We start from the raw sequence: 25,288 nt of genomic DNA, 5'->3' as shown, positions 1-25,288 counted from the left end.
GTCCCCTCCCGCTCGCTGGAGCCATCCCCCATGTCGCCCTCGTCCTCCCGTCCCGCGCTTCGCGGAGTCCTGCTCGCCGCGCTCCTCGTCGCGGGCTGCGCGGGCTCCACGCGCGAGACCCGAGCGGAGCGCTCCGCGCCCCTGCCGCCTCCGTCCACCTCGGTGGCGCTCACCGTGGGCTACGAGGAGGCCGTGAGGCTGGGGGCCGCGTACGCGCGCAATCAGGGCCCGGCGCTGGAGCTGGTGATGGCGAAGCAGGGGGCGGCCTCATGGTGGCTGCGCTTCGCGTCGCCGGAGGGCCACTCCCTGCTGGACCTGCGCGTGGATGGGCAAACGGCGGCGGTGGAGCCCATCCCCCTGCCTCCTCCCCACGCTCGCGCGGAGTAGGCCCGGCCGACGACGGCGTCCCTGTCTTCACTGACCCCTTTGATGAAATGGAGGCTGCACTGGCGACTCTCATGATGGTGCTGCTCGGCGCGGTGGCGGTGATGGTGGCGATGATTGCCTACGCCGCGGGCTATCTCACCGCGCACGGGCTGGGACGCCTGGTGCTGCTCGGAGGGCTGGCCCTGCTGCCGCTGGCCGTCAGCGGGGCCGGGGTCGCGGTGGGCGTGCACGAGTCGAGCGAGACGCAGTTCTGCATGGGCTGTCACGAGATGGAGCGCTACGGGCAGAGCCTGTTCGTGGACAACCCCAACGCCCTGGCCGCGGTCCACTACCAGAAGCGCCTCATCAGCCGTGACTCCACCTGCTTCTCCTGCCACACGGACTACGCGCTCTTCGGGGACGCGAAGGCCAAGCTCAACGGCCTGCGGCACGTCTGGGTCCATTACTTCGGGACCGTCCCCCCGGAGCCCCGGCTCTATCAGCCGTATCCCAATTACAACTGTCTCCACTGCCACAACGATGCGCGCGGGTACCTGGAGGGCGGGCCGCACCGGGAGCTCCAGGCGGAGCTGCGGAGCGGGGCACGCTCGTGCCTGACCTGCCACGACGTCGCGCATGACCTGGAGGGCGTGAAGGCCCAGAACTTCTGGCTGCCGGAGCGACAGCGTCCATGAGTCACGAGAAGCGCATCCGGGTGGCGGCCCTCTTCGTCCTGGCGGGGCTGCTCGTCCAGCTGTTCGCACGCTTCGCCTGGTCGCCGCTGGCCTTCGTGGTGTCCACCGCGGTGGGCGTGCCCCTGGTCCTGCTGGGCATCCTGCTCTACGCCATCACGGTCTGGCGGATCCTGAAGGAGCAGAAGGCCCTATGAGGTCCTCCACGTCCGCGCTCATTCGTGGAGGACCGTGGCGGGTGGGGCTCGTCGCCCTCCTCCTGCTCACGACCCCCATCTTCGCCGTGAACTCGCCGCAGGACGTCCGGCTGCCTCCGCTCAAGGAGCGCGCCGCGCCGGCTCCGGCGCTGTTCTCCCACTGGGGACACAGCTCCCTTCACTGCTACAGCTGCCACCCCGGCACGTTCCCGCAGGCCCGGCTGGGCTTCACCCACCAGGACATGCGGGAGGGGCGCTACTGCGGACGCTGCCATGACGGTCGTGCCGCGAAGGCCCAGGGCTCCATGAACTGCGAGGCGTGCCATGCGCGTCACTGACCCGGGCACCTGGACGCTGCTCGCCTGTGCGCTGGTGCTGTCCGCGCCTGGTCCCACGCGGGCGCAGTCGCAGGAGGAGCAGCGGCGACGGCTCCAGGAGCGGCTGGGAATCAAGCCGCCCCCCGCGCAGCAGGTGCCCGACGTGGGCGTCGCCGCCCCGGGAACGCCGTCCCCCACGGAAGCCACCCGGACTCCCGCCGCGCCACCGGCCCGTACTCCCGCTGTCGCGTCCCGGCCGCGCGTGCCGGGCTTCGCGGAGGACGCCCGGCCCATCCTGGAGAAGGCGTGCGGGAACTGCCACGGCCCGGAGGGAATGGCGTCCCGGTCCCGCTGGGTGCTCCGGGGCGAGCCGGCGGACTACGAGGCCACCCTGCGCTTCGTGCAGCCCGCCACTGCGGCCCAGAGCCCGCTGCTCAAGAAGGGCACCGGCACCACGCTCCACGGAGGCAAGAAGGTCCTCGCCGTGGAGTCGGCGGAGTACGCCACGCTCCTGCGGTGGATTGAAGGCGGCGCCCCGCCCGGCAAGGCTCGCAGCGCGCCGGCAATGGCCGCGACCGTCCCTGGCGCTTCCCGGCCTGCCCACGTCGGCACCTCCGCGCCCTCCGCTCCCAGTCCGGCCGCCACCGCGTCTGGCGTGGCCGCGTCCCCGGTCCCTTCCGCGCCGTCATCCGCAAGCGCAGGTCCGCAGCCCACGGCATCCTCCGATGACGCCTCGGCCGCGCCGCGCTTCGCTCCTGGCGTCCACGAAGCGCTGCTGGCGGACTGCTCCAGCTGTCATGCCTCCGACGGGATGGCCGCCGCCAGCCGCTACGTGACGCACCCGGATCCGGAACAGCACCTGCGGTCGGTGACGCCGCTGGTGGTGCCCGGAGCGGCCGCGAACAGCCTCCTCTACCAGCGTGCGCGGGGCGAGGCGCATCCTGGAGGAGAGGTGTGGGCACCGGGGAGCGCGCAGCTGGCGCTCCTGGCCCAATGGATTGACGCGGGCGCGACAGGCACGCCCCCGCCCACCGCCGAGAACACTGCCGTGGCCACGGCCCCGCCCGTCCCCGCCGCGCCCGTCCCCGCCGTGGCGACGCCGGCCCCTCCCGCCGCGGCCCCGCACGGCCCGGGCGGCCCGCACGCCGGAGTGCCGCTGGGGACCTTCCCGGGGCTCGGCTCGCTGAGCCTGAACGGCCGCTTCGACCTCAACTACGAGCGCGTCAACTACAACGACCACCCCTTCAAGTCAGAGGGGGAGAGCGCGCTGCGCAGCTACCACCACTTCCTCTTCCTCACGCGGCAGTCCGCGGAAGATCCGGTGACCCTCTCCCTGGAGGTCCTGTCGCTGCAGTTCTGGGAAGTGGGCTTCCACATCAGCGGGCCGTCCTGGCCGGTGAAGGTGTTCGCCAAGGGCGGCAAGGTGCTGGTGCCCTTCGGCGGGGATCCGCTCTTCCACCACAGCTACGGCGGGCTCGCCGGCTTCGACCAGCGGGTGCTCCCCGTCGTGTTCGCGCGGGAAGGCCTCACGGTGAACGTGGAGCGCCGCCTGGGGCCCCTGGCCCTCTCCGGTGACGCCTACGTCATCTCCGGCTACCGGCTGAAGCGCGCGGACGCGGTGCTCAACCTCCAGTCGGACCTGGCACCGCTGGAGGACACCCGCCTGGGCGTCGGGGCGCGACTGGGCGCGGCGTGGGGCCCCATCAACCTCTGGTACTCGCCGTACTTCAACTCCCTGGGGTTCGGGCGCCGCCTGTTCCTCCAGGCGCTGGACGTGGCGGTGTGGCGTCCGCGCGGCCTCCCGGTGCTGGAGCACTTCTCCCTGGGCGCCGGGCTGCTGCGCGCGGATGTCTCCGGAGGCGAGGCGGAGGGCTACGGCGGGCCGGGCGCGGATTACTACCACTTCGCCAGCTACCTCCAGCTGCGCTACCACCCCACGGACTGGCTCTACCTCCAGTACCGGCAGGGGCTGCGCACCTTCGGAAACCGGCGAGGCCTCATCCTGGACTCGAACGCGCTCACCCGGGAGGACGGCTCCAGTCACAACGTGGGCGTGATGGTCCGGTGGCGCGGCCTGAGCGCGGGCCTCTTCCAGTTCTGGAACCTGGAGAAGACAGACGAGACGCCGGACGACTTCACCCGGCTGGTGGTGGCGTATGAGTTCTGATTCCCGCATCCAGCCCCTGGCTGCGGTCCTCACGGCGGCGGTCGCGCTGCTCGTGGGCTGCGCGGACTTCGAGCGGGGCCCGGCCGCCGCCGACGCCGGTGTCCCCCCCGTCGATGGCGGCGGCGGGGATGGCGGCAACGCCCTCTCCTTCGAGGCCGACGTACATCCGCTCCTCACCAGCGGCTGTCAGGGCTGCCATCGCGGCGGAGGGGCCGCGGGCTCCACTTCCTTCCTGCTGACGGGCGACGCCGAGGCGGATTACGCGGCGGCGAGCTCCTTGACGGACAGCTCCAATCCCTCCGCCAGCCGGCTGCTGCGCAAGGCCTCCGGCGCGGGCCACGGCGGCGGGGCCATCTACGGGGCGGACACCCCGGAGTACCAGACCCTCCTGTCGTGGATCTCCGGAGGCGCTCAACCATGACCTCATTCATTGCCGGGAAGGCCCCGATGAAACACGCCCCGCTGCTCGTGGTCGGACCGCTGCTGCTGACCCTGGCGCTGGGTGCCTGCGCCAGGCTGGAGACACCCCACCCGGAGATCGTCACCGACGGTCCGCACTCGGTGCTCGTGGGCCAGACGCTCCAGCTCACCGCCACCACGCGCGAGGCCACCGACGACGGCTATCACTGGACGAGTGAGGACCCGGCCATCGCGACCGTGGACGACACCGGACAGGTGACCGGCGTGGGCGCGGGGGAGACCGCGATCAAGGTCACCGGCGCGAACTCCCGGCTGGAAGCGCGCCACGTGGTGGTGGTGATGGGCGTCCTCACGAGCGACGGCGGCGTGGACCCCAACCAGGTGCCGTACTTCCTCGCGTGGTCGGGCTCGCCGCACGCGGACACCACCGCCGAGGCCTTCTCCCACTGGAACAAGGACGGCCTCGTCCCCACCAGCTGCGCGCGGTGCCACAGCTCCGAGGGCTACATCGACTTCCTGGGCGGCGACGGCTCCAACCCCGGCAAGGTGGATGCCCCCGCCCCGACGCAGTCAGTGGTCCGCTGCGAGACGTGCCACGACAGCGCCGCCGCCAGCCTGACCTCCGTCACCTTCCCCTCGGGCAAGCAGGTCGCCGGCCTGGGCCCGGAGGCGCGGTGCGTGGTGTGCCACCAGGGACGCGCTTCGGGAAAGGACATCGACGCGCAGGTCGCGGACGCGGGCGTGGTGGGCGAGGACACGACCTCCCCTGCCCTGGGCTTCACCAACATCCACTACTACCCCGCGGGCGCGACGCTCTTCGCCAGCCAGGCCGCGGGCGGCTACCAGTACGCGGATCAGACCTACGACTCGCGCTTCCGCCACGTGCCCGGCTTCGACAAGTGCAACGAGTGCCATGAGCCGCACAGCACGCGCGTGAGATGGGAGGCCTGCGCCACCTGCCACCCCGGGGTGACGGACGTCACCAAGGCCTGGGACATCCGGCAGATCGCCTCGCGCAACCAGGACTACGACGGGGACAAGAACCGCACCGAGGGCATCTACTACGAGATTCAGGGCCTGCGGGACCGGCTGCTCGCCGCCATCCAGCGCTACGGCAAGGAGCGGGCCCAGCCCCTCTGCTACGGCAACACCCACCCCTACTGGTTCAAGGACACCGACGGGGACGGGACCTGCGCGCCCGCGGAGTCCACCGCCACCAACGCCTACGCCAGCTGGACCCCGCGCCTGCAGAAGGCGGCCTACAACTACCAGCTGTCCCGGGTGGATCCGGGCGCGTTCGCGCACAACGCGAAGTACGTCATCCAGCTGCTGCATGACTCGACCCAGGCGATGAACAAGGGATTGAGCATCCCCTTCGACACGTCCCTGCTGGTGCGCAACGACCCGGGCCACTTCAACGGCGCCAGCAAGGCGGCGCGCAACTGGGACTCCAGCGAGAGCGTCCAGGCCAGCTGCTCGCGCTGCCACAGCGGCGCGCAGGGCTACCGCTTCTTCGTCCAGTACGGGGTCGGGCAACAGGTGCCGGAGACAGCCAACGGCCTGGAGTGCTCCACCTGCCACGAGAACTTCGAGCCGGATTACGACGTCTTCGTCCCCGCGCAGACGTGGCTGCCGGACGGCAAGACGGTGAACCTGCCAGGCCAGGACAACCTCTGCGCCAACTGCCACATCGGCCGTGCGTCCAAGGCCACCATCGACACGGCCCTGGCGGCCGGGGGCACGCCGCGCTTCCAGAACGTGCACTACCTGCCCGCCGCGGGGACGCGTGAAGGAACGCAGGTCCGGATTGGCTACGAGTACCCCAACAAGACCTACGCCGGCCGGCTCACGCACATGGGCGGGGTGCAGTGCACCAGCTGCCACGTCCCCGGCAAGAGCAACCACACCTTCCGCATCCAGGACGTGTGGGGCGAGCGCTGCAGGACGTGCCACGCGGACCAGACCGAGGCCGCGCAGCTCCGGGTCGTCCACCTGTTGGACTACGACGGCGACGGGAACACGGCGGAGTCCCTGGCGGCGGAGGTGGAGGGAATGGCCGCCCGCCTGATGACCGCCATGCGCGGGGTGACAAACAATGGCCTCTGCTACAACGGCGACGTCAATCCGTACTTCTTCAAGGACACGGACAAGGACGGCACCTGCGCCGCCACCGAGTCCGTCTCCGCCAACGCGTTCGCGCCGTTCACGCCGGCGCTCGTGAAGGCCGCCCACAACTACCAGCTGAGCAAGAAGGACCCGGGCGCCTGGGCGCACAACTTCAACTACATCGGGCAGCTCCTCCATGACAGCGTGGAGGACCTCACCGGGACGGCCCCCTTGAACATGATCAGACCTTGAGGGTGGAATCCGCGCGAAGAGCTCCGTCACTCGCCGGGACAGCCCTGGTGAGCGACGGATGCCGAGGAACGCGGACCGATGAAGCCCCTCCTGTTCTCCCATCCCTCCCAAACGGCACGCCTTGGCCGTTGGGCGCTGCTCGTCCCACTGCTCGCCTTTCTCTGCGGTCCGGTCGCCTGTCGTGATGACGACCCGGATGATCCGGGCCCCGACGGAGGCACCCAGCTCGTGGACGCCGGTACGGGCGAGGACGCGGGCACCGACGCCGGTACGGGCGAGGACGCGGGCACGGACGCCGACGCGGGCACCGACGGTGGCGTGGCGTGCACTCCAAGCGGCTGGGTCGACACGCCCCCGGACCTGGGCGTCCTCCAGGACACGTCCCTGGACGTCCTCGTCCGGCTGCGCGCCGTCCCGGGCCTCACGGTGCAGGAGAACCCCAACGGGGTGAACGTGCCCGCGGGCTACCGGCTCTTCCTCCTGAGGTACAACCAGCCGTCGGACCACGCCCACCCGGAGTGCCAGCGCTTCGAGCAGCGCGCGACGCTGCTGCACAAGGCGGACACCAGCCCGATGGTGCTCTCCACCAGCGGCTACAACGTGTCCACGGGCACCGGCCGCTCGGAGCCCACGCAGCTGCTGTCCGCGAACCAGCTCGCGGTGGAGCACCGCTTCTTCCCACCCAGCATCCCGTCACCCGCGGACTGGAGCCACCTCACCATCCGCCAGTCCGCGGATGACTTCCACCGCCTCACCCAGGCGCTCAAGCCCCTCTACACCGGAAAGTGGGTGTCCACGGGCGGCAGCAAGGGCGGCGAGACGGTGGTGTTCTTCCGCCGCTTCTACCCGGACGACGTGGACGCCACCGTGGCCTACGTGGCGCCCATCGCGAAGCGCAACGACGAGCGCTTCGTGACGTTCCAGGACAGCGTGGGCGGGGATGCGCAGCTCGCCTGCCGCGAGCGGCTGTGGGCCTTCCAGCGCGAGGTGCTCTCACGCCGGGAGAACATGCTCACGCTCCTGAAGTCCTATGCGCAGGCGCAGGAGCCTCAGCTGACGTACTCGCAGCTGGGCTACGAGCTGGCGCTGGAGCACGGCGCCATCGAGACCTACTTCGCCTTCTGGCAGTACGACGCAGCCTCGCGCTGCGCCCAGAACATCCCCGACACCACCGCGACGGACCAGGAGCTGTTCGACGCGATGGACCAGCAGGTCGGCATGAGCTCCTTCGCGGACGAGGGCCTCCGGAACTACGCCGCGTACTACTACCAGGCCGCGGTGGAGCTGGGCTGGCCCCAGCCGTACGACAAGCACCTGGGCTCGCTCATCCACTTCCCGGACACCGACACCGGCGAGGTGTACTCGCCGCCCGGCATCCCGTACGTGTTCCGTCCGCAGGCCATGCCGGACGTGCAGGACTGGGTGTCCAACCACGGCCAGCGCCTGATGTTCATCTACGGCAGCCACGACCCCTGGACGGCGGCGGCCTACGTGCTGGGCAACGCGCAGGACTCCTACCTGTACTCGGTGGCGGGCGGAAACCACACCTCGCGCATCAGCCAGCTCCCGGCGGACCAACAGGCGGCGGCGAAGGCCACCCTCAACCGCTGGATGGGCCTCGCGCCGCTGAAGCGCGCCCCCAAGGTCGTGCTGTCCGAGGAGCCGCCCGTCTTCGGGCCCCACGTGCCGCCCCGGCTGCGCGAGGCGTCGCGGAACTAGTCCGACGGTCGGACAGGTCGCGGGCCGCTCCGGCGCCTTCGCCGGGACGGCCCGTCGCCGTTTCACTCCTCCGGACCAGCGAGGTCCGGAGGAGCGGTGTTCAACGCTAGAACGCGGTGCCGCTGGCGCGCTTGCCGGGCGAGCTGCCCAGGCTGGACACGCTGGTGTGCAGCACGAAGCTGCCCGTGGAGGACGCGTCCGGGCTGCGGTTGGCGGACACGCCGTCCGTGCCCGCGAGCGACGAGGCGAAGGTCGCCGTGTCCACCGCCGTGCCCGCGCTGTTCTTCAGCGTGACGGTGTCACCGCTGTTGCCCAGGCCCAGCGTGCCCGTGGACGCGGCCACCGCGCCCGTCGTGCCGGACGGGATGCCGGACGCGCCGCCAAACACCACCACCGCCTTGCCCGCCGCCACGGACGTGCCGCTGGCGAAGGTGTGGCGCACGCCCGTGCTGTCAGACACCGTCCAGCCGCTCAGGTCCACCGCCGCGGTGCCGCTGTTGACCAGCTCCACGAACTCGCCGTTCACGTCCGAGCCGGGCTCGTTGAGCAGCACCTCGTTGATGAACACGTTGCCCGTGCCGCCAGAGCCGCCCGTGGTGATGGCGAAGGCCGCGTTGGACAGGTCGCTGACGGCGGTGTTGCTCGCGTCGCTCACCCGCACCCACGCGTTGGTGCTCGCGGTGCCGGGCACCGTCCACGCCACGCTGCCGCCGGACGCGCCCGTGCTGGAGGTCAGCGTCGTCCAGGCGGAGCCGTCCAGCGAGTACTCCACCTTCACGTTGGTGACGCCGGACGAGGACCAGGTGATGGTGTGCGAAGAGCCGCCCACCCAGCTCTCACCGCCGTTGGGCGACAGCACCGTCACGGACGAGGCCGTGGTGCCGTCCCCCGGGATGAGGAAGTCCTTGATGACGCCCATGTGCTGCATGCCGGACGCGCCGCTATCGCCCGACAGCGCCGGGGAGATTTCGGAGATGGGCGAGTACACGCGCGTGTCCGCCACCAGGCCGCCGGCGAAGCTGCTGGAGCCGATGACGACCGCCGTCTGGTAGGCGCGCAGGTCGCTGTCCACCAGCACGTGGTCGTACGGCGAGCCGCGGCTCGCGTTGGTGTTGGTGTTGCCGTTGCGGTCCGCCGGGTACGGCGACGCCGTGGACACCACGCTGGAGAAGGTGCTGAAGGTGGCCTCGCTCCGGCTGCCGGTGTTGAAGTCGCCGCCAATCACCAGGTAGTCGCTGGCGGGCACGTTGGCGTTGATGAACTTCACCAGGTTGGTGGCCTCCGTGTTGCGGATGCTGGAGCTGGTCGTCAGCAGGTGCACGCTGATGGCCCACAGGTCCTTGGGCCCCGGGATGTCGATGCGCGCCCACGCGAAGTCGCGGTTGGACACCTGCGTGTCGTCCCACTCACCGGCCGCGATGATGGGGTAGCGGCTGATGATGCCGTTGGGAATCTGCGCGCCGCCCTCTCGGTAGTACGAGAAGCCCGTGCCGAAGGCGGTGTCCACGAAGCTGCGGATGTCCGCCGCGGAGTCCGTCCCGTAGTTGAACTCTTGAATCATCACGACGTCGGCGTCGGTGCCCTGGAAGATGCGGATGCCGTGGCCCGGGTTGTAGTCCTGCCCCGTGCCGCTGCTGATGTTCGCCGCCATCAGGCGCAGCCGCACGTTCGCCAGCGAGTCCTCGCGCGCGACGAGCTGCGGCGCCGTCGCCTCCGCGTCTGCCTCCACGGCGCCACCGCACGCGCTGAGCGCCGCGCACACCAGCGTGAAGGACCACGTACGCCAGGAGGCGGCAGGCCGCCGGAAGAGGTCTTGTTTCAGGCTCACGATGTTTCACCCTGCTCCCGGAGAACCCGGGAGCCATAGAGGTTCAAGGACGTCACGGCAGCGCCGCGGACGCAGTATTCCGCGTACACGACGCCACCGCCGTTTATCCGTCACATTCCTTGAAACGTTGCGTGAGCGGCGCATCCCCCCCGGCGGGGACGCGCAATGTTACGCATTGTTACATCGCGGCCGCGGTGGACAGCGCGACGAAGGCGTAGCGCAGGCCTTTGCCCAGGGTGACGAAGACGACGAAGGGCAAGGGGCGCACGCCCACGAAGCCGCCCGCGAGCACGAACGCGTCCCCCAGGATGGGCAGCCACGCCATGAGCAGGGCGGGAGCGCCCCAGGTGCGCAGGTTCGCCTCGACCCGGGCCATGCGGGGGCCCTCCTTCTCCCGGCGGCGCGCCACCCAGCGGCCCAGGGCCCCGCCACCGCCGCGCGACACCCACTGGCCCAGGATGTAGAGCGTCACCGCCCCCAGCACGTTGCCCACGGTGGCCACCACGGTGGCCATCACCGGCGGTGTGCCGTTGTAGATGAGGGCGGCGAGCATCGCCTCGGAGGGCACCGGCACCACGGAGCCCGCCAGCATGGCGACGAAGAACATCCCGGGGAGGCCCCAGGTGGACAGGGTGGACGGCTCGGCGGGCATGGGCGGCCTGGGCCATACACCCGGTCCGGGGCGTTCGTCTTGTCCGGCGTGTCGCTCCCTTCCTCGCTCGCCAACCCCGTCCCCCGGGGACAGGGGCTGTCGGACGGCGCGCCCCTCCCGGCGGCACGGGTTGTAGGCGCGGGTGGGGGTCGCCATCGTCCCCGCCATGCGACGCTCGACGCGCGAACGCCCAGGCATGCGGTCCATCGACACCGAGGATGAGCGGATCGCCTCCCTGCTCATCGCGGAGCCTCCGGCGCTGCACTTCGAGGGCTCCCGGGACCTGGTGGTGCGGCTGCGCGACGGGCGCAGCTTCGTCCTCACCGTGATGACCCTGGACGCGCTGGAGGCGCGGCTGGGCAGTGCGCCGTCCTACGTGGCCTCCGGCATCGTCCTGGTGCGCCGGCTGTCGGATGGCGCCCTGCTTCACGCGGTGCGCTCCGCGCTGGACCGGGGCCTGGAGCGGTTCGGCACGCTCCAGCCGCCCATCGAAGAGTAGGCGGGTGCTACAGGCCGGGGTCACGGTGGGAACCGGACGCCGCATCGCGGCGCGCGCGTGACTTCCTCCGGGAAGCCCTGGGCCGTGATTATGCTGCCCGCCCGATGGATGAACCCGGCCTGCAATATCCCGGAGAAGCCCTGCGCAGCTGGCTGCGCCAGTTCGCGAAGACACCGCTGGCCGAGCCGACGCTGAAGCTGCTGGTCGTCCTGGCGGACACGGTGTTCTTCGCGAGCCTGGGCCGGGAGGAAGGCGAGGCCACGCGCGTGCGCATCGCCTACCACGCGCAGGGGTTGCAGGGCCTGCAGGCGGTGCGCGAGACGGTCTACGTCGGCGGACAGAAGGGCAAACGGCAGGCGTGGGAGACGCTGCCCCTGGAGCCCAAGTCGAGCATCACCGACTTCAGCGTGGAGGCGCTGGTGAAGCTGGCGCCCGCGGCGCACCTGCCGCGCACGGCGGTGGTGGTGGGGCCGCGCGAGGGCAAGCTGCGCATCCAGGGGCTGGCGCGGCGGGTGGAGTACACGGAGTTCCACGCCGAGGGCGAGGAGGACGTCTTCATCCTCCACGCGCCGGAGCCGGGCCACCTGGTGGTGAGCACGCAGGGGCGCGAGGTGTTCCGCTACGAGCAGGGCGCGCCGGTGCCGCCGGGGCGCCGCGTGGCGCTGCACGACCTGCTCTTCCACGAGGACAGCGCGGTGCGCTCGGCGCTGATGGAGAGCTGCGCCACGCTGGTGGAGTCCCTGCCGAAGGTGCAGCCGCTGATGGGCGGCAACCGCGAGTGGTACGTGTCCAACGCGGTGCAGGGGCTCATCCGGAAGATGGCCGGGCTGCACCATGGAGGGCTCATCGCGCTGCTCCCCAAGCAGCACGACGTGGAGCGCTTCCGCACGCGCGGCAAGTACGTGTTGCCGCCGGAGCAGGGCTCGCTGCTGCGTCAGCGGCTGCAGCGCTTCGTGCAGGCGCGGGCGGACCTCATCAACGGCGCGTGGCAGGCGGAGGCCGGCAAGGCGGCGGACGAGGAAGAGGATCCGGAGCTGAAGAAGGCCGCCGCCGAGCACGACGACAAGGCGACGGAGAGCGACTTCCAGGCGCTGGTGGAGAGCATCGGGCAGTTCACCGCGGTGGACAACGCGTTGGTGCTGGGGCCGGAGCTGGAGGTGCTCTGCGCGGGGTATCAGATCGCCATCCCGCGCAGCGGTCCGCCGCAGGTCTTCGAGGCGCGCACGCTCCAGGGAAGGCCCGGGCCGCACTACCCCATCAGCCAGCACGGCTCGCGCCACCGCGCCGCGGCCGTCTTCGCCAACCAGCACTCCGGCGCCATCGTGTTCGTGGCCTCCCAGGACGGCCCGCTCCGCTGCCTGCACCGGCCCGCCGGCAAGAAGAAGGTGCTGCTCTGGAGCCTCCTGCTGACGGAGGACTGAAGCGCGCTCGGGAGGCAGGCATGAAGCGGCTGGGCTGGGCACTGCTGCTGGGACTGCTCGTGTCGGGCTGCGCGACGACGCGGGTCGTGCGGCTGGAGCTGGACGACGGCGAGCGGGTCGCCGTCACGCCCCGGGAGGACGCGTCCTCTTCCGAGGCCCGGCTGGAGGAGGACGAGTTCAAGGTGGCCGTGAGGACGCTCGCGCGGGACGTGCGGCCCTTCGCCCATCCCCTGCGGCAAGCGCGGGAGCTGTTCGGCCTGCCGGAGCGCAGCGGCCTCTTCGGCTTCCAGGAGCGCACCCGGCGGATTGTCCCGCTGGGTGAGGACGAGGCCCGGGAGCTGCGGCTTCTGGACGCGTCCGACGACCTGACGCGCGGCTACAAGCAGTGGTGCGGCCAGAAGCGCAAGCAGGCCGGGGACTGCCTGCGCTTGTTGGACGAGGGCCCGCTGCTGGGCAGTGATGGCCGCTATGCGCTGGCGATGGCCATCGCGATGGACTCCGTCTGGCGCGAGACGGCCGAAGCCCTGGAGGGCATGGCGAGTCCCCAGGCCGTCATGGCCACGATGACCTCCACCGTGACGATGTACCTGCTGCTCTGGGCCATGCCGGAGCCCTTGTCCAAGGGGCTCGCCGCGCTCATCACCGCCACGGCCATTGCCTACCTGGGCGTGGACACCGTGTGGACCCTCCTCGATGGCTGGGTGACGCTGGTGCGCCACGTGGACCAGGCCACCACGTTCCTCCAGGTGCGTGACGCGGGCGAGGCCTACGGAGCGGTGCTGGGCAAGAACGCCGCGCGAGTCTTCGTGATGCTGGCCACGGCGGCCATAGGCAACACGGTGGGGCTCGCGATGAAGGCCCCGACCCTGCCGGGCTCCGCGCAGGCCGCGGTCGCGGTGGAGACACAGGCAGGCCTCCAGTACGTGGCGCTTGCAGGCGTGCGCTCCGTGGCCATGACGGCCGAGGGCTTCACCATCGCGCTCGCGCCCAACGCGGTCGCAATGTCATCCCGGCCCGGGAAGCCCCAGCGTCACCATCTGGCCACCATCCGGAATGAGAAGTCGGCTAACAACGGTGGTCCTTGGACCCCACTCTTCCGGCGCATCTTCAAGAAGGCAGGGATGGAGCTGAAGGACCCGGAGAACATCGTCGAGGTCCAAGGGCACCGAGGCCCTCATCCCAGGGAATATCATGACTTGGTTTTCCGGCGGCTGACGCTCTTCACAAGAGACTGCCGCACCGTCACGCAATGCCGTGAAGCACTCACGGATGCGCTGCGGGAACTGGCTAAAGAAGCTTCAACTGCTGGGACTCCCATCAACAAGCTGCTGACCGCGAACCGAGGACATTAGTAATCCATGGCTGCCCGCTACTTTGACCTTGGCATGGACGTTCAGGAAGGCATCTGGGTTCTCGACCCTCCCTGGAATGACCTCCGGCAGGAAGAGGAAGACCCATGGATGTTTACCCGTGGGACTCCCGTCCAGCTTCAAGGGCCACTGACCGTTCCAATTGCCGAGCCAGGCAGGCCGCTGGATTTCTCGTGGATTGCTTTCGGGATGACCCCTGTCATCCACGTCAAGCTCGCCAACGCCCTGCTCGAGCACGCGGCGGACGAGGTGCAACTCATCCCGGTCACCATTTCCAAGCACCCGGATCAATACGTCATCCTGGTCACCACTCGCGTCATCCGATGCATTGATGAGCAGGCTTCGGAGGGAGTTCGATTCTGGGAGACCAGGCACGGCAAGCCTGAGCGAATGGGTGAGTACCGTTCTGTCGACATCATGCGCATCGACAAATCGAAGGTGGGGAACGCGAAGATCTTCCGTCCCTGGGGCTGGAAATTGTCCCTCATCGTCTCCGAGGACCTGAAGACGGCCCTGGAGCGCACCGGCGCCACCGGCATGCACTTCACGGAAGTGTAGTGCCGTCAGGCGGGAAGCCGGCGAACGGGAGCCCTGGCACAAGCTCCAGATTGTCATGGTACAATCTGAGCTATGTCCCGCTCCAATTGGAAGCCCCGCCTGAAACGCTCCGAGGGCCCCCTCTACGGGGCGCTCGTGGATGCACTGGCCGCGGACATCAGCGCGGGGAAGCTGCGCGCGGGGGACCGGCTGCCCACGCATCGGGAGCTCGCGAGCACGCTGGGGACTTCGCTGGGGACCGTGACCCGGGCCTACGCGGAGGCGGAGCGGCGAGGACTCATCTGGAGCCAGGTGGGCAACGGGACGTTCGTGCGGGACCTGCGGGAGGGAGACCGCTACTCGCCCCAGCTCGACCGGACCCGCATCGACCTGGGGCCCACGGCGGTGCCCATCGTCCCCGGGGACGTGGGACATCTGGCGCTGGCCGCCGCGCTCCGGCGGCTGGGCGAGCGCGCGGACCTGGGCGCGCTCAGTGGCTATCAGGCACATGCGGGCACTGGCGCCCAGCGGGCGGCGGGGGTTCGCTGGTTGGACCTCGCGGGGGTCCCCGCCACGAGCGAAGAGGTCCTCGTTTGCGGCGGGGCCCAGCACGCGACCTTGATGGTCTTGTCCCTGCTCGCGAACCCGGGTGGCTTGCTGGTGGAGGACGTCACCTATCCGGGGGTCCTCGCCGCGGCGGAGCTTCTCCGGCTGCCCACGCACCCGGTGGCGCTCGACGCGGAGGGGCTGGTGCCCGAGGCGCTCGCGGAGGCCTGCCGGAGGACCAAGGCGCGGGTGCTCTACTGCACGCCCACGAACCACAACCCGACCACGGCCGTCATGCCGCTGAAGCGGCGGCAGGCGCTGGTCGAGGTCTGCCGCGAGTTCGACGTCACCGTCATTGAAAACGGCGCGCTGGCGCCGCTCGTGGCGAAGGCGCCCGCGCCCCTGGCCGCCCTGGCTCCCGAGCGGACGTATCACCTGGCGAGCCTGTCCAAGGCCGTGCTGCCCGCGCTGCGCGTCGGCTACATCCGGGCGCCGGTCCATGCACGGCTGGCGCTGGAGCAGGCCGCCGCGGCGACGGTCTGGTCGGGGTCGCCCCTCTTGCATGAGCTGGCCACGCAATGGGTGACGGACGGCACCGCCGAGTCCCTCCGCGACGCGCGGCGGGCCGAAGCCACGGCCCGCCAGTCCCTGGCCGCGAAGGTGCTGAAGGGCCATCCCTACGTCGCGCACGCCAGCGCGTACTTCCTGTGGATGCCCATTCCCGAGCATCGCCGCGCCACGGGGCTGGTCGAAGAAGCCGCCGCGCGCGACGTGCTGCTCGGCCCGGCGCACCTGTTCTCGGCCCGGCCGGGCCATGCGCCCAATGCGCTCCGCGTGTCACTGGGCGCGGCCGGCTCCCGCGAGGAGCTGGAGCGGGGACTGAAGACGCTGGCGGAGCTCCTCTCCGTCCCTGCCCCCCGCCGCCTGGCGTGACGTTTCCATCCACTGCTTCCTGGAGCCTGCCCATGACGCCTCCCCTGCCCCACCGTGATGGACTCCTGTCGCGTGCGCGCATCGCGTTGCTCCTCGCGGGGCTCGCCGTCCCCTGGATGCCGGCGGCGGGAGCGGAGGCCAGCGACACGCTCCAGGCGCGGCTCGACTTCTCGCAAGCCTCGCTCCGCTGGCCGGACCGCATCCGGGACACGCTGACGCCGCCCCGGTGGCTGCCCGAGGGCGAGCGGTTCGTGTACGGGTCCAGGGTCGAGCCCTACCGGGACACCTGGGTCCTGGTGGATGCGCAGCGGCGCACCCAGCAGCCCCTGCTGGACGCGGAGTCGCTGCGCTCCCAGCTCACGCAGCTGCTCGGCAAGCCGGTGACGTTGCCGCCAGTCATGCCCTTCACGCTCACCCCCGACGCGAAGGCCCTCGTCTTCGCCATCCAGGGCCGGGCGTTCTCGCTGGGCCTCACGGGCAAGCGCCTCGTGGCGGTGGAGCCCACGCATCCGGTCGCGCTGTCGCTCGTGCCCGGCAACGTCCTGTCGCCGGACGGTGGGGCGGTCGCGGTGCAGCGGGACACGGGGTTCGCGGTGGTGGACGCGAAGGGCGCCGCCCGCGTGGAGCGCACCGGCACGGAGGACTCGCCGTGGCGGGTGCCGGAAGCGGCGTGGTCCCCCCAGGGCCGGTTCGTGGCGGTCTGGCGCGACGACATGCGGGGCATGCACCGGCTGCCGCTGGTGGACTACTCCACCCCGGTGGAGAAGGTGACGTGGGTCCCCTACTCCAAGACGGGCACGCCGCTGATGCGCTCGGAGCTGCACTTCGTCACGGTGGAGACGGGGCAGGTGGCCCCCGCGCCGGGTGACGCCGTGGAGAGCTACGACTGGTTCGCGGGTTGGCGTCCGGACGGCCGTGAAGGGCTGGTGCTCCAGCTCTCCCGGGATGGCAAGCGGTTGGACCTGGTGGCGGTGGACCCGGCGACGGGCAAGCGCCGCCGCGTGCTGCGCGAGGAGCGCAAGGACACGTTCGTGGGGGCGCTGGACTTCGTGGCGGGCGGCTGGGCCCAGCAGGTGAAGCCGCTGCCGGACAACCAGCACTTCCTCTGGATGTCCGAGCGCGATGGCTGGCGCCACGTCTACCTGTATGACTATTCCGGCAGGCTCGTGCGCCAGCTGACCCGGGGCGCGTTTCCGGTCCACGCGGTGGTGGGCATCGCGCCGAGGTCGGACGTCTTCTTCGTGCTCGCCTCCGCGGAACCCGGGGCGCCCTATGACCGGCTGGTGTATCGGGCGCTGACCGCGGGCGGGGCGCTGAAGCGGCTGTCGCCAGAGCCCGGCATGCACCGGCCCGTGCTGTCACCGTCCACGCGGTCCTTCGTGGATGGGCACTCCACGCGCGAGCAGCCCCGGGTCTGGGACGTGGCGTCCACGGACGGTCGCGCGTCCTTCCGCTTCGCGAAGGCGGACACGAGCGCCCTGGCGGAGCTGCACTACACGCCGCCGGAGGGAATCACGGTCAAGGCCGCGGACGGCGTCACGCCCCTGTACGGCGTGCTGTACAAGCCCTGGAACTTCGACCCGAAGAAGCGCTACCCGGTCATCGACGTCATCTACGCGGGGCCGTTCACCACGGTGGTGCCCTGGAGCTACGTGGGCCCGTACGAGTCCGTCATCGCGCATTCGCTGGCACAGCTCGGGTTCATCACGATGGTGCTGGATGCACGGGGGACGCCGGGGCGGAGCAAGGCGTTCCAGGACGTGAACTACGGCCGCGTGGGCCAGACGGAGATTCCGGACCACGTCGCGGCGCTGAAGCAGGTGGCCGCCAGCCGGCCCTACATGGACCTGGAGCGGGTGGGCATCCACGGCCACTCCTGGGGAGGCTACTTCGCGCTGCGGGGCATGCTGACGGCGCCGGAGTTCTTCAAGGCGGGCTACGCGGGAGCGCCGGGGGCCCTGACGGAAGAAGCCGTCATCAACGAGCCCAACATGGGCCTGCTGTCGGAGAACCCCGAGGGCTACGCGGCGGGCTCCAACGAGGCCCTGGCGGACAAGCTCCAGGGGGCGCTCAAGCTGATGCACGGCACGAGCGACGTGAACGCCTCGCTGTCCACGACGATGCGGATGGCCCAGGCGCTGGTGCGGGCGAACAAGCCATTCGACCTGTTGCTGATGCCCGGCGAGGGACACGGCCCCGAAGGCAGGTACTACCAGGACGACGTGCGCCGGTTCTTCCTGCGAGAGCTGGGCGAGCCCCGGTGAAGCAGCTGCTGGGACGGGTTTGATCACCCCTCCCGCGGGACGTTGCCCTCCAGGCCCGGCGCCGCCAGCGCCATGCCTAGCGCGGCCACCGCCGTGAGCCCCGCGGCGATGGCGAACTGGGTGGCGAAGTGCCCTCGCGCCAGCGACAGCGCCGCCACCGCCAGGGAGCCGCCCAACAGCCGCATCGAATAGAGCGTGCTCGTCACGATGCCCCGGTACCGCCACGGCGCCCGCGACTGTGGCCCCAGGAGCGAGCTGCTCGCCGCCGGTCCCACGCCCATGCCCACCAACGCCAGCGCCGCGAACGTGGCCGGAATCCCCCAGCCCCGCAGCGCCGCCACCGACAACAGCCCAGCGCCCGTCGCCGCCAGCGTGAACCCCAGCCCCACGCTCGCGCGCATCCCGCCCCGCACCAGCACCTTCACCCCGAACGTGGACCCCACCGACCAGCCCAGCAGCATCGGCACCAGCGCCAGCCCCGCGCCGATGGGCGAATGCCCGCCCTGCTCCGTCATCCACAGCGGCACCCACGCCGACATCGTGTACAGCAGCGCGCCCGCGAACAGCCCGCCCGCGATGCCGCTCACCACCGTCCGGTCCCGCACCAGCACCGCCGGCAACAGCGGCGCGGACGTCCTCCCCTGCTGCCACACGAACAGCGCCGTCCCCACCAACGCCCCCAGCGCGCACAGCTCTCGCGCCTGCGCCGCGCCCGGCTCCAGCGCGAAGAGCAGCAGCGCCACCGTGCTCCCCGCCAGCACCGGCCCCCAGGGCTCCAGCGTCGTCCCCTCGTGCCGGGGCGGGTCCCGGTAGGACAGGTGCAACAGCAGCGCGGACAGCACGCCCACCGGCAGGTTCACCAGGAACACCCACCGCCACGACGCGTGCATCACCAGCCAGCCGCCAATCAGCGGCCCCAGCGCGTTCGCCGCGCCCCACGCGCCGGTGAAGAGGCCCTGGATGGCCGCCCGCTCGCGCAGCGTGTAGAGGTCCGCGCTGATGGTCAGCGTCGTGGGCTGCAACGCCCCCGCGCCCAGCCCCTGCATCACCCGGAAGCCCACCAGCGCCGGCACCGACGTGGCCAGGCCGCACAGCGCGGACCCCAGCAGGAACAGCCCCATCCCCGCGAAGAAAACCGGCTTGCGCCCCAGCCGGTCCGCCAGCTTCCCGCTCACCAGCACGCCCACCGTCGACGCGAAGAGGAACGCGGAGAACACCCACGAGTAGAGCGCGTCCCCGCCCAGCTCCCGGGTGATGGTGGGCATGGCGCTCGTCACCACCGTGCCCTCGAAGGCGCTCACCACCAGGGCCAGCAGCACCGCCCCCGTGGCCACCCGCCGCGCCCCGCCCGGCCGCATCCGGCTGTCCGCTTCCGCCGTCACACCGCTTCCATCCATTCCCCCTCCTTACGCCCCTGCGGGACATGCGGAAATCGCATCTTCGGCATAGGCTCCTTGCGCATCCCGCATGACCTCCGAACAGCTCCGAGCCTTCCTGCAGGTCGCCCGCGAGGGGCGCGTCTCCACCGCCGCGCGCGGACTGGGGCTCTCCCAGTCCGGCCTGTCCCGGCAGCTCCAGGCCCTGGAGGCAGAGGTAGGCGCCCGCCTCCTGGTGCGCACGCCCTCCGGCGCCGTCCTCACCGACGCGGGGGAGCGCTTCCTGCCGCACGCCACCCGCGCGCTGGAGGCCATGGCGTCGGGTCGCGCGGAGCTGGAGCGCCTGGCCGGCACGCCTCGCGGCCCCGTGGTGCTGGGCGTGCTGCCCACCGTGGGCGCCTTCCTCGCCCCGGACCTGATGGCCGCCTTCGTCCCCGCCCACCCGGAGGTGCGGCCCCGCCTGGTCCAGGACCACGCCCCCGTGCTGGAGGAAGGCGTGGCCCGAGGCACGCTCGACCTGGCCATCCTCACGCTGCCCGTGCGCCGGGTGGACCTGGTCACGCAGTTGCTGTGGGACGAGCCCCTGGTGCTCGCGGTTCCCCGGGGCCACCGGCTGACGCGGCTGGGACGGCCCGTGGCGCTCCAGGAGCTGACCGAGGAGACGTGGGTCCGCATCCCCAACATGGTGGGCACGCGCGCGGTGGAAGCGGCGTGCGAGGCGCGCGGCGTGACGCCGAAGGTGGCCCTGGAGACGGACACCGCCGAGGCGCTGGGCCGCATGGTGGAGCGCGGCCTGGGGCTGGCGCTCGTGCCCCGGCTCATGGCGAAGGACGCCCCCGCCCACGGCTTCGACGTGGTGGCGCTCGCCCGGGGCAGTCCGCGCAGGCAGGTGGCGCTCGTGCATCGGGGGCAGGGCTCGCTCACCGCCGCGGCGCGCGTGCTCAAGGACGCCATCACGGACTCCGTGAAACAGCACGTGGCCCGCTGACAGTCGAGCCGCCGCTGGATTAGGAGGAACCCATGCCCCGCATGGACAGCTTCGTGGAGTACACGTTGGAGTTGCTGGAGCCGCTCGGCGCGGTGCAGGCCCGCTCGATGTTCGGCGGCTGGGGCCTGTACTTCGGAGGCCGGATGTTCGGCCTCATCATCCAGGGCCAGCTCTACCTGAAGACGGACGACGTCACCCGCGCCGACTTCGAGGCCGAGGGCTGCCGGCCCTTCATCTACCGGAGCCGCGGCAAGGAGCAGCCGATGAGCTACTGGACGCCCCCCGCCGACGCGGAGGACGACGGCCGCCGGCTGCTGCCCTGGGCCCGCCGCGCCGTGGACGCGTCCAACCGCGCCGCGATGAAGAAGGCCGCGAAGAAGGCACCGGCGGCGAAGAAGGCCCCCGCCGTGAAGAAGGCTCCAGCGGCGAAGAAGGCACCCGCGGCGAAGAAGGCCGCCGCGAAGAAGAAGCCGGCGCGCGTCAGGCGGTCTTGATGGTGGCCACGTCGCCGAGCCCCAGCTCGGCGATGGAGGCCTCGCGCATGCGGAACTTCTGCACCTTGCCGGTGACCGTCATCGGGAAGCTGTCCACGAACTTCCAGTGGCGGGGAATCTTGAACGTGGAGATACGGCCCGTGCAGAAGGCCGTCAGCGCCTCCGGGGTGAGCGTGGCGCCGGACTTCAGGCGCACCCACGCCATCACCTCCTCGCCGTACCTCACGCTGGGCACGCCGATGACCTGCGCCTCGGAGACCTCCGGGTGCGTGTGGAGGAACTCCTCCACCTCACGCGGGTACACGTTCTCCCCGCCCCGGATGATCATGTCCTTGATGCGGCCGACGATCTTGACGTAGCCCTCCGCGTCCATGGTCGCCAGGTCGCCGGTGTGCATCCACCCGGCCCGGTCGATGGCCGCCGCCGTGGCCTCCGCGTTGTTCCAGTACCCGAGCATCACGCTGTACCCACGCGTGCACAGCTCCCCGGACTGCCCCAGCGGCACCACCGCGCCCGAGTCGGGGTCCACCACCTTCACCTCCAGGTGCGGGTGCACGCGGCCCACTGTCGCCACGCGCTTCTCCAGCGTGTCGTCCAGGGGGTTCTGCGTGGACACGGGGGACGTCTCCGTCATGCCGTAGCAGATGGTGACCTCCTCCATGTGCATGCGCGACTGCACCTGCTTCATCACCTCCACCGGGCACGGCGAGCCCGCCATGATGCCGGTGCGCAGCGTGCGCAGGTCGAACTCGCCGAAGCGCGGGTGGTCCAGCTCCGCGATGAACATGGTGGGCACGCCGTAGAGGGACGTACAGCGCTCGGCCTGCACCGTCTGGAGCACCGCCAGCGGGTCGAACGCCTCGCCCGGAATCACCATGGCCGAGCCGTGAGACGTGCAGGCCAGGTTGCCCATCACCATGCCGAAGCAGTGGTAGAAGGGCACCGGGATGCACACGCGGTCCTCCGGCCCGTAGCGCAGCACCTCACCCACGAAGAAGCCGTTGTTGAGCACGTTGTGGTGCGACAGCGTCGCGCCCTTCGGGAAGCCCGTGGTGCCGGACGTGTACTGGATGTTGATGGGGTCGTCGAACTGGAGCGACCGCTCGCGCGCCTCGAGCACGTCGTCACCGATGCTCGCCCCGCCCTTCACCAGCCGGTCCCAGTCCGAGTCCAGCACCAGCGCCTCGCGCAGCCCCGCGCACCGGGGCCGCACCTCCGCCAGCATCCGCGTGTAGTCCGTCTGCCGGAAGCCCTTCGCCAGCAGCAACACGCTCACGCCCGCCTGGTTGAGCGCGTACTCCAGCTCCGACGTGCGGTAGGCGGGGTTGAGGTTGACGAGGATGGCGCCCGTGCGCGCGAGCGCGTACTGCGACACGGTCCACTCGAAGCGGTTGGGGGACCAGAGCCCCACCCGGTCGCCCTTCTGGATGCCCAGCGCCAGCAGGCCCCTGGCCACCGCCGTCGTCGCGTCCCAGAACTGCCGCCAGGTGACGCGGTAGTTCTGCGAGGCCACCACCAGCGCCTCGCGGTCGCCGAAGCGTTCGACGGTGCGGCGCAGGTTCTGGCCAATGGTCTCCCCCAGCAGCGGGGTCGTGCTGGTGCCATGGGCATAGGACAGGGCGGTCGTCATGCCCTCATCGTCCCCAGGGTGCCCCCGGATGGGCAAGCGTCAGCGGGGAGCAGGGCCTCCGGCTGTCCGCTTGTACCCGCCGACCCACTCGCTACGGTCGAGGGCTTTCCCGGGGGATTCGCATGCGCCTGTCGCAGTCGTTCCGACGTGGGTTGTTGGGCTTCGCCCTGCTGTCCGTCCTTCACGCGAGCGTGGCTGTCGCGGCTGGGGACACGCCCATCGTCATCGGAACCCGCACCTCGGTCATGTCCAAGGTGTTGGGGGAGGACCGGCCGCTGATGATCCACTTGCCTGACGGCTACGAGGCCTCTCCCACCGAGCGCTATCCGGTGCTCTACGTGCTGGACGCGGAGACGCACTTCGTCCACGTCGCCGGCATGGTGGAGTTCCTGGCGCGGACGCGACACATCCCGGAGATGATCGTCGTCGGGGTCCTCAACACGACGGACCGCACCCGGGACCTCACCCCACCCTTCTCCAAAACGGAGCGCGTCGACGACGGCCGGCTGCTGTCCCAGGTCTCACCCACGGCGGGCCATGCGGACACCTTCCTGCGCTTCCTCACCGAGGAACTCGCCCCCCAGGTGGAGGCGCGCTACCGCACGCAGCCCTACCGGATCCTCGTGGGGCACTCCCACGGCGGCCTCTTCGCGATGCACGTCCTCACGCACAAACCGGAGAGCTTCAACGCCTACGTGGCCCTCAGCCCGTCGTTGCACTGGAACTCCGCGGAGCTCGTGCGCACCGCGCCGGAAGCCCTCGCGCGCCTCGTCGCACCGGGCCGCGCGCTGTACCTGGACGAGGACGCAGAGGAGGCACCCAACGTCGCCAACCTGCGCACGCTCACCCGGGAACTGCGCAATCGCAAGCCCGCGAACCTCACGTGGCGCTACGACGAACTGCCCGGCCAGGACGACCACGCGAGCCTCCCGCACATCGGGACGTACGAAGGGCTGCGGTTCCTCTTCAACGGCTGGAAGGTCCCCGAGAAGCTCCAGCTGACGGGAGACCTGGCGCGCCTGGAGGCGCACTACACCGGACTGTCCAAGCGCGTGGGCTACCCGGTGGTGCCGCAGGAGCGCCTGTTCAATTCGGTGGGCTATCGCCACCTGGAGGCAAAACGCTTTCCCCAGGCAATCGCCGCCTTCGAGCGGAACATCACGTTCCATCCCGACTCCGGCAACGCGCACGACAGCCTGGCGGATGCCCTGGAAGCAGCGGGGCGCCTCCCGGAGGCCCTGACGCACCGTGAGCGCGCCGTCGCGCTGGCACGCGAGCATCAGGATCCGGACCTGCCGCACTACCAGAAGCACGCGGATGCCCTCCGCGCCCGGCTCGCCGCGCAGCCCACGCCCTGAGCCTTCGGACCCGGATTCCGTCCCCCTGGATGAGAAGGTGAGAGTCCGGTCGGGCCGCCCCGCCAGCGGCGCACTCCACGAACCTGTCCGACTGTCGGACCAGTTGGGACGACCGGGGCCGGGGCCCCCCGCTGCATCCGGACAGTGGAAACCTGTCCGACTGTCGGACAGGTTTGGTGCGCGTCGGGCGGGATGCAGCCTGGAGATCCGGGGCTCAGGGGGCGCGGGCCACGGCCCACTTCCGGCGCGGCCCATGCATGCGGTCCACGCCCTGGCACGCCGCGCAGAAGTAGAGCGTGCGCGCCGCCAACGACTGCCCCGTCACCTTCCCGCCGCAGCGCGGGCACGGGAGGCCCGCGCGGCTGTACACGCAGAAGCGCTCCGCCCGCTTGCGTCCGGGTGACGGCAGCGGTGGCGCACCGGGTGTGACGATGAGCCCGTCACGGACTCCGTCCTGCAACAGCGCCCGCATCGCGCGCCACAGCCTGTCGAACGCCTCCCGCTCCAGCTCGCACGCGGGCATCAGCGGCGGCAGGCCCGCGACGAACAGCGCCTCCGCCCTCACGATGTTCCCCACACCCGCGATGCGCCCCTGGTCCAGCAGCGCCTGCGCCAGCGGCACGCGTCCCCGCGTCAGCCGCGCATACGCCCGGTCCGGCGAGGCCTCCGCGCGCAGCGGATCCTCCCCCAGCCTCGCGCGCAACGCGGCCTCCTCCTCCAATGACAGCAGCTCGCACGCGGACGGTCCGGACAGGTGCAGCGTCGCCCCTTCCGAAACCAGCCGCAGCCGGCACGCCGTGGACGGCACGGGGGCATCCCCCCGGAAGTGACGGATGCGCCCGAAGAGGCCCAGGTGGATGTGCAGCCGCACGCCCCCTTCGAACGTATGGAACAGGTGCTTGCCGTGCGCGTCCACGCCCAGCAGCACCCGCCCGGACAACCCCTGTGCCACCTCCGGCCGGCCCTGCGGCGAGTCCGCCGCGAAACGCCGCCCCACCAGCCAGCGGCGGTGGACCCGGGCGACCCGGTGGATGCTGTGACCCTCAGGCATCCCCCTGGGTAATCCCCCCCTTGCCCCGCCGCCGTGGCGCACCTCACCCTGGCCCCTGTCCGACCGGACGGTCGCGACGTTTTCCCGCGGCCGGCATCCACGCTC

At 71.0% G+C, this 25,288-nt stretch carries 22 protein-coding genes; 17 read left to right on the top strand and 5 right to left on the bottom strand.

Annotated features, from left to right (window positions below):
• Positions 1-30: 30 nt before the first annotated feature.
• The 8 genes from AABA78_RS25885 to AABA78_RS25850 all read left to right on the top strand — a co-directional run bounded on the left by AABA78_RS25885 (position 31) and on the right by AABA78_RS25850 (position 8,236).
• Positions 31-387 carry a hypothetical protein gene (locus tag AABA78_RS25885; RefSeq protein WP_338266755.1) on the top strand — a complete coding sequence of 119 codons (357 nt, stop codon included), beginning with the start codon at positions 31-33 and terminating at the stop codon, positions 385-387.
• A gap of 71 nt (positions 388-458) precedes the next feature.
• Positions 459-1,061 (top strand): NapC/NirT family cytochrome c, encoded by a 603-nt coding sequence (locus AABA78_RS25880; protein ID WP_338266752.1) that lies wholly within the window; start codon positions 459-461, stop codon positions 1,059-1,061.
• The gene (locus AABA78_RS25875; RefSeq protein ID WP_120528424.1) at positions 1,058-1,255 is read left to right on the top strand and encodes a hypothetical protein; all 198 of its coding nucleotides are present in this window, start codon (positions 1,058-1,060) and stop codon (positions 1,253-1,255) included. The genes AABA78_RS25880 and AABA78_RS25875 overlap by 4 nt, the downstream gene beginning before the upstream one ends.
• Positions 1,252-1,593, top strand: a complete 342-nt coding sequence (locus AABA78_RS25870) for a c(7)-type cytochrome triheme domain-containing protein (protein WP_338266749.1) — start codon at positions 1,252-1,254, stop codon at positions 1,591-1,593. Before AABA78_RS25875 ends, AABA78_RS25870 begins: the two co-directional genes overlap by 4 nt.
• Positions 1,580-3,739 carry a hypothetical protein gene (locus AABA78_RS25865; RefSeq protein WP_338266748.1) on the top strand — a complete coding sequence of 720 codons (2,160 nt, stop codon included), beginning with the start codon at positions 1,580-1,582 and terminating at the stop codon, positions 3,737-3,739. Before AABA78_RS25870 ends, AABA78_RS25865 begins: the two co-directional genes overlap by 14 nt.
• Positions 3,729-4,160, top strand: coding sequence for a hypothetical protein (locus tag AABA78_RS25860; RefSeq protein WP_338266747.1), 432 nt, complete (start codon positions 3,729-3,731; stop codon positions 4,158-4,160). The genes AABA78_RS25865 and AABA78_RS25860 overlap by 11 nt, the downstream gene beginning before the upstream one ends.
• Before the next feature lie 26 nt (positions 4,161-4,186).
• Complete coding sequence (locus AABA78_RS25855) at positions 4,187-6,517, top strand: Ig-like domain-containing protein (RefSeq protein WP_338266745.1); 2,331 nt, start codon at positions 4,187-4,189, stop codon at positions 6,515-6,517.
• A gap of 78 nt (positions 6,518-6,595) precedes the next feature.
• Positions 6,596-8,236: a S28 family serine protease gene (locus AABA78_RS25850; RefSeq protein ID WP_338266743.1), complete on the top strand. Its 1,641-nt coding sequence runs from the start codon at positions 6,596-6,598 to the stop codon at positions 8,234-8,236.
• A 106-nt stretch (positions 8,237-8,342) separates the two neighbouring features.
• Here AABA78_RS25850 and AABA78_RS25845 read toward each other — a convergent pair whose 3' ends face one another.
• Both AABA78_RS25845 and AABA78_RS25840 read right to left on the bottom strand, forming a co-directional pair.
• Positions 8,343-10,064 (bottom strand): lamin tail domain-containing protein, encoded by a 1,722-nt coding sequence (locus AABA78_RS25845; RefSeq protein WP_338266740.1) that lies wholly within the window; start codon positions 10,062-10,064, stop codon positions 8,343-8,345.
• A gap of 178 nt (positions 10,065-10,242) precedes the next feature.
• A complete protein-coding gene (locus AABA78_RS25840; RefSeq protein WP_171418268.1) occupies positions 10,243-10,716 on the bottom strand; it encodes a YqaA family protein in 474 nt (157 codons plus the stop codon).
• Positions 10,717-10,912: 196 nt separating this feature from the next.
• On the opposite strand from AABA78_RS25840, the gene AABA78_RS25835 reads away from it, so the two are divergent.
• From AABA78_RS25835 to AABA78_RS25810, 6 genes are all read left to right on the top strand, one after another.
• Positions 10,913-11,215, top strand: a complete 303-nt coding sequence (locus AABA78_RS25835) for a hypothetical protein (RefSeq protein ID WP_171418266.1) — start codon at positions 10,913-10,915, stop codon at positions 11,213-11,215.
• 104 nt (positions 11,216-11,319) lie between these two features.
• Positions 11,320-12,636, top strand: coding sequence for a putative sensor domain DACNV-containing protein (locus tag AABA78_RS25830; RefSeq protein ID WP_171418264.1), 1,317 nt, complete (start codon positions 11,320-11,322; stop codon positions 12,634-12,636).
• Positions 12,637-12,656: 20 nt separating this feature from the next.
• Entirely contained in the window at positions 12,657-13,988 is a 1,332-nt protein-coding gene (locus tag AABA78_RS25825) for an AHH domain-containing protein (protein ID WP_338266734.1), read from the top strand.
• Between the two features lie 6 nt (positions 13,989-13,994).
• Positions 13,995-14,564, top strand: a complete 570-nt coding sequence (locus tag AABA78_RS25820) for an imm11 family protein (protein WP_338266732.1) — start codon at positions 13,995-13,997, stop codon at positions 14,562-14,564.
• Between the two features lie 72 nt (positions 14,565-14,636).
• On the top strand, positions 14,637-16,022 hold the full coding sequence (locus tag AABA78_RS25815) for an aminotransferase-like domain-containing protein (RefSeq protein WP_338266731.1): 1,386 nt from the start codon (positions 14,637-14,639) through the stop codon (positions 16,020-16,022).
• 32 nt (positions 16,023-16,054) lie between these two features.
• The gene (locus tag AABA78_RS25810; RefSeq protein ID WP_338266730.1) at positions 16,055-18,286 is read left to right on the top strand and encodes a S9 family peptidase; all 2,232 of its coding nucleotides are present in this window, start codon (positions 16,055-16,057) and stop codon (positions 18,284-18,286) included.
• 23 nt (positions 18,287-18,309) lie between these two features.
• Here AABA78_RS25810 and AABA78_RS25805 read toward each other — a convergent pair whose 3' ends face one another.
• Positions 18,310-19,683 carry an MFS transporter gene (locus AABA78_RS25805; protein ID WP_338266729.1) on the bottom strand — a complete coding sequence of 458 codons (1,374 nt, stop codon included), beginning with the start codon at positions 19,681-19,683 and terminating at the stop codon, positions 18,310-18,312.
• 70 nt (positions 19,684-19,753) lie between these two features.
• Here AABA78_RS25805 and AABA78_RS25800 point away from each other — a divergent pair, with 70 nt between their 5' ends.
• Positions 19,754-20,650, top strand: a complete 897-nt coding sequence (locus AABA78_RS25800; RefSeq protein WP_171421857.1) for a LysR family transcriptional regulator — start codon at positions 19,754-19,756, stop codon at positions 20,648-20,650.
• A 32-nt stretch (positions 20,651-20,682) separates the two neighbouring features.
• On the top strand, positions 20,683-21,144 hold the full coding sequence (locus tag AABA78_RS25795) for a TfoX/Sxy family protein (RefSeq protein WP_338266726.1): 462 nt from the start codon (positions 20,683-20,685) through the stop codon (positions 21,142-21,144).
• On the opposite strand, the gene AABA78_RS25790 is transcribed toward AABA78_RS25795, so the two are convergent.
• Positions 21,131-22,774, bottom strand: a complete 1,644-nt coding sequence (locus AABA78_RS25790) for an AMP-binding protein (RefSeq protein ID WP_338266724.1) — start codon at positions 22,772-22,774, stop codon at positions 21,131-21,133. The genes AABA78_RS25795 and AABA78_RS25790 overlap by 14 nt on opposite strands.
• Before the next feature lie 122 nt (positions 22,775-22,896).
• Here AABA78_RS25790 and AABA78_RS25785 point away from each other — a divergent pair, with 122 nt between their 5' ends.
• Positions 22,897-24,132, top strand: coding sequence for an alpha/beta hydrolase-fold protein (locus tag AABA78_RS25785; RefSeq protein WP_338266721.1), 1,236 nt, complete (start codon positions 22,897-22,899; stop codon positions 24,130-24,132).
• A 214-nt stretch (positions 24,133-24,346) separates the two neighbouring features.
• Here the strand turns inward: AABA78_RS25785 and AABA78_RS25780 are convergent, their stop codons facing one another.
• Positions 24,347-25,183: an Fpg/Nei family DNA glycosylase gene (locus tag AABA78_RS25780; protein ID WP_338266720.1), complete on the bottom strand. Its 837-nt coding sequence runs from the start codon at positions 25,181-25,183 to the stop codon at positions 24,347-24,349.
• Positions 25,184-25,288 lie beyond the last annotated feature (105 nt).

It is taken from the genome of Corallococcus caeni, assembly GCF_036245865.1.
GTDB classification, from domain to species: Bacteria; Myxococcota; Myxococcia; order Myxococcales; family Myxococcaceae; genus Corallococcus; species Corallococcus caeni.
The sequence above is the reverse complement of the archived record's forward strand: the minus strand, read 5'-3'. Positions and strand labels throughout refer to the sequence as shown.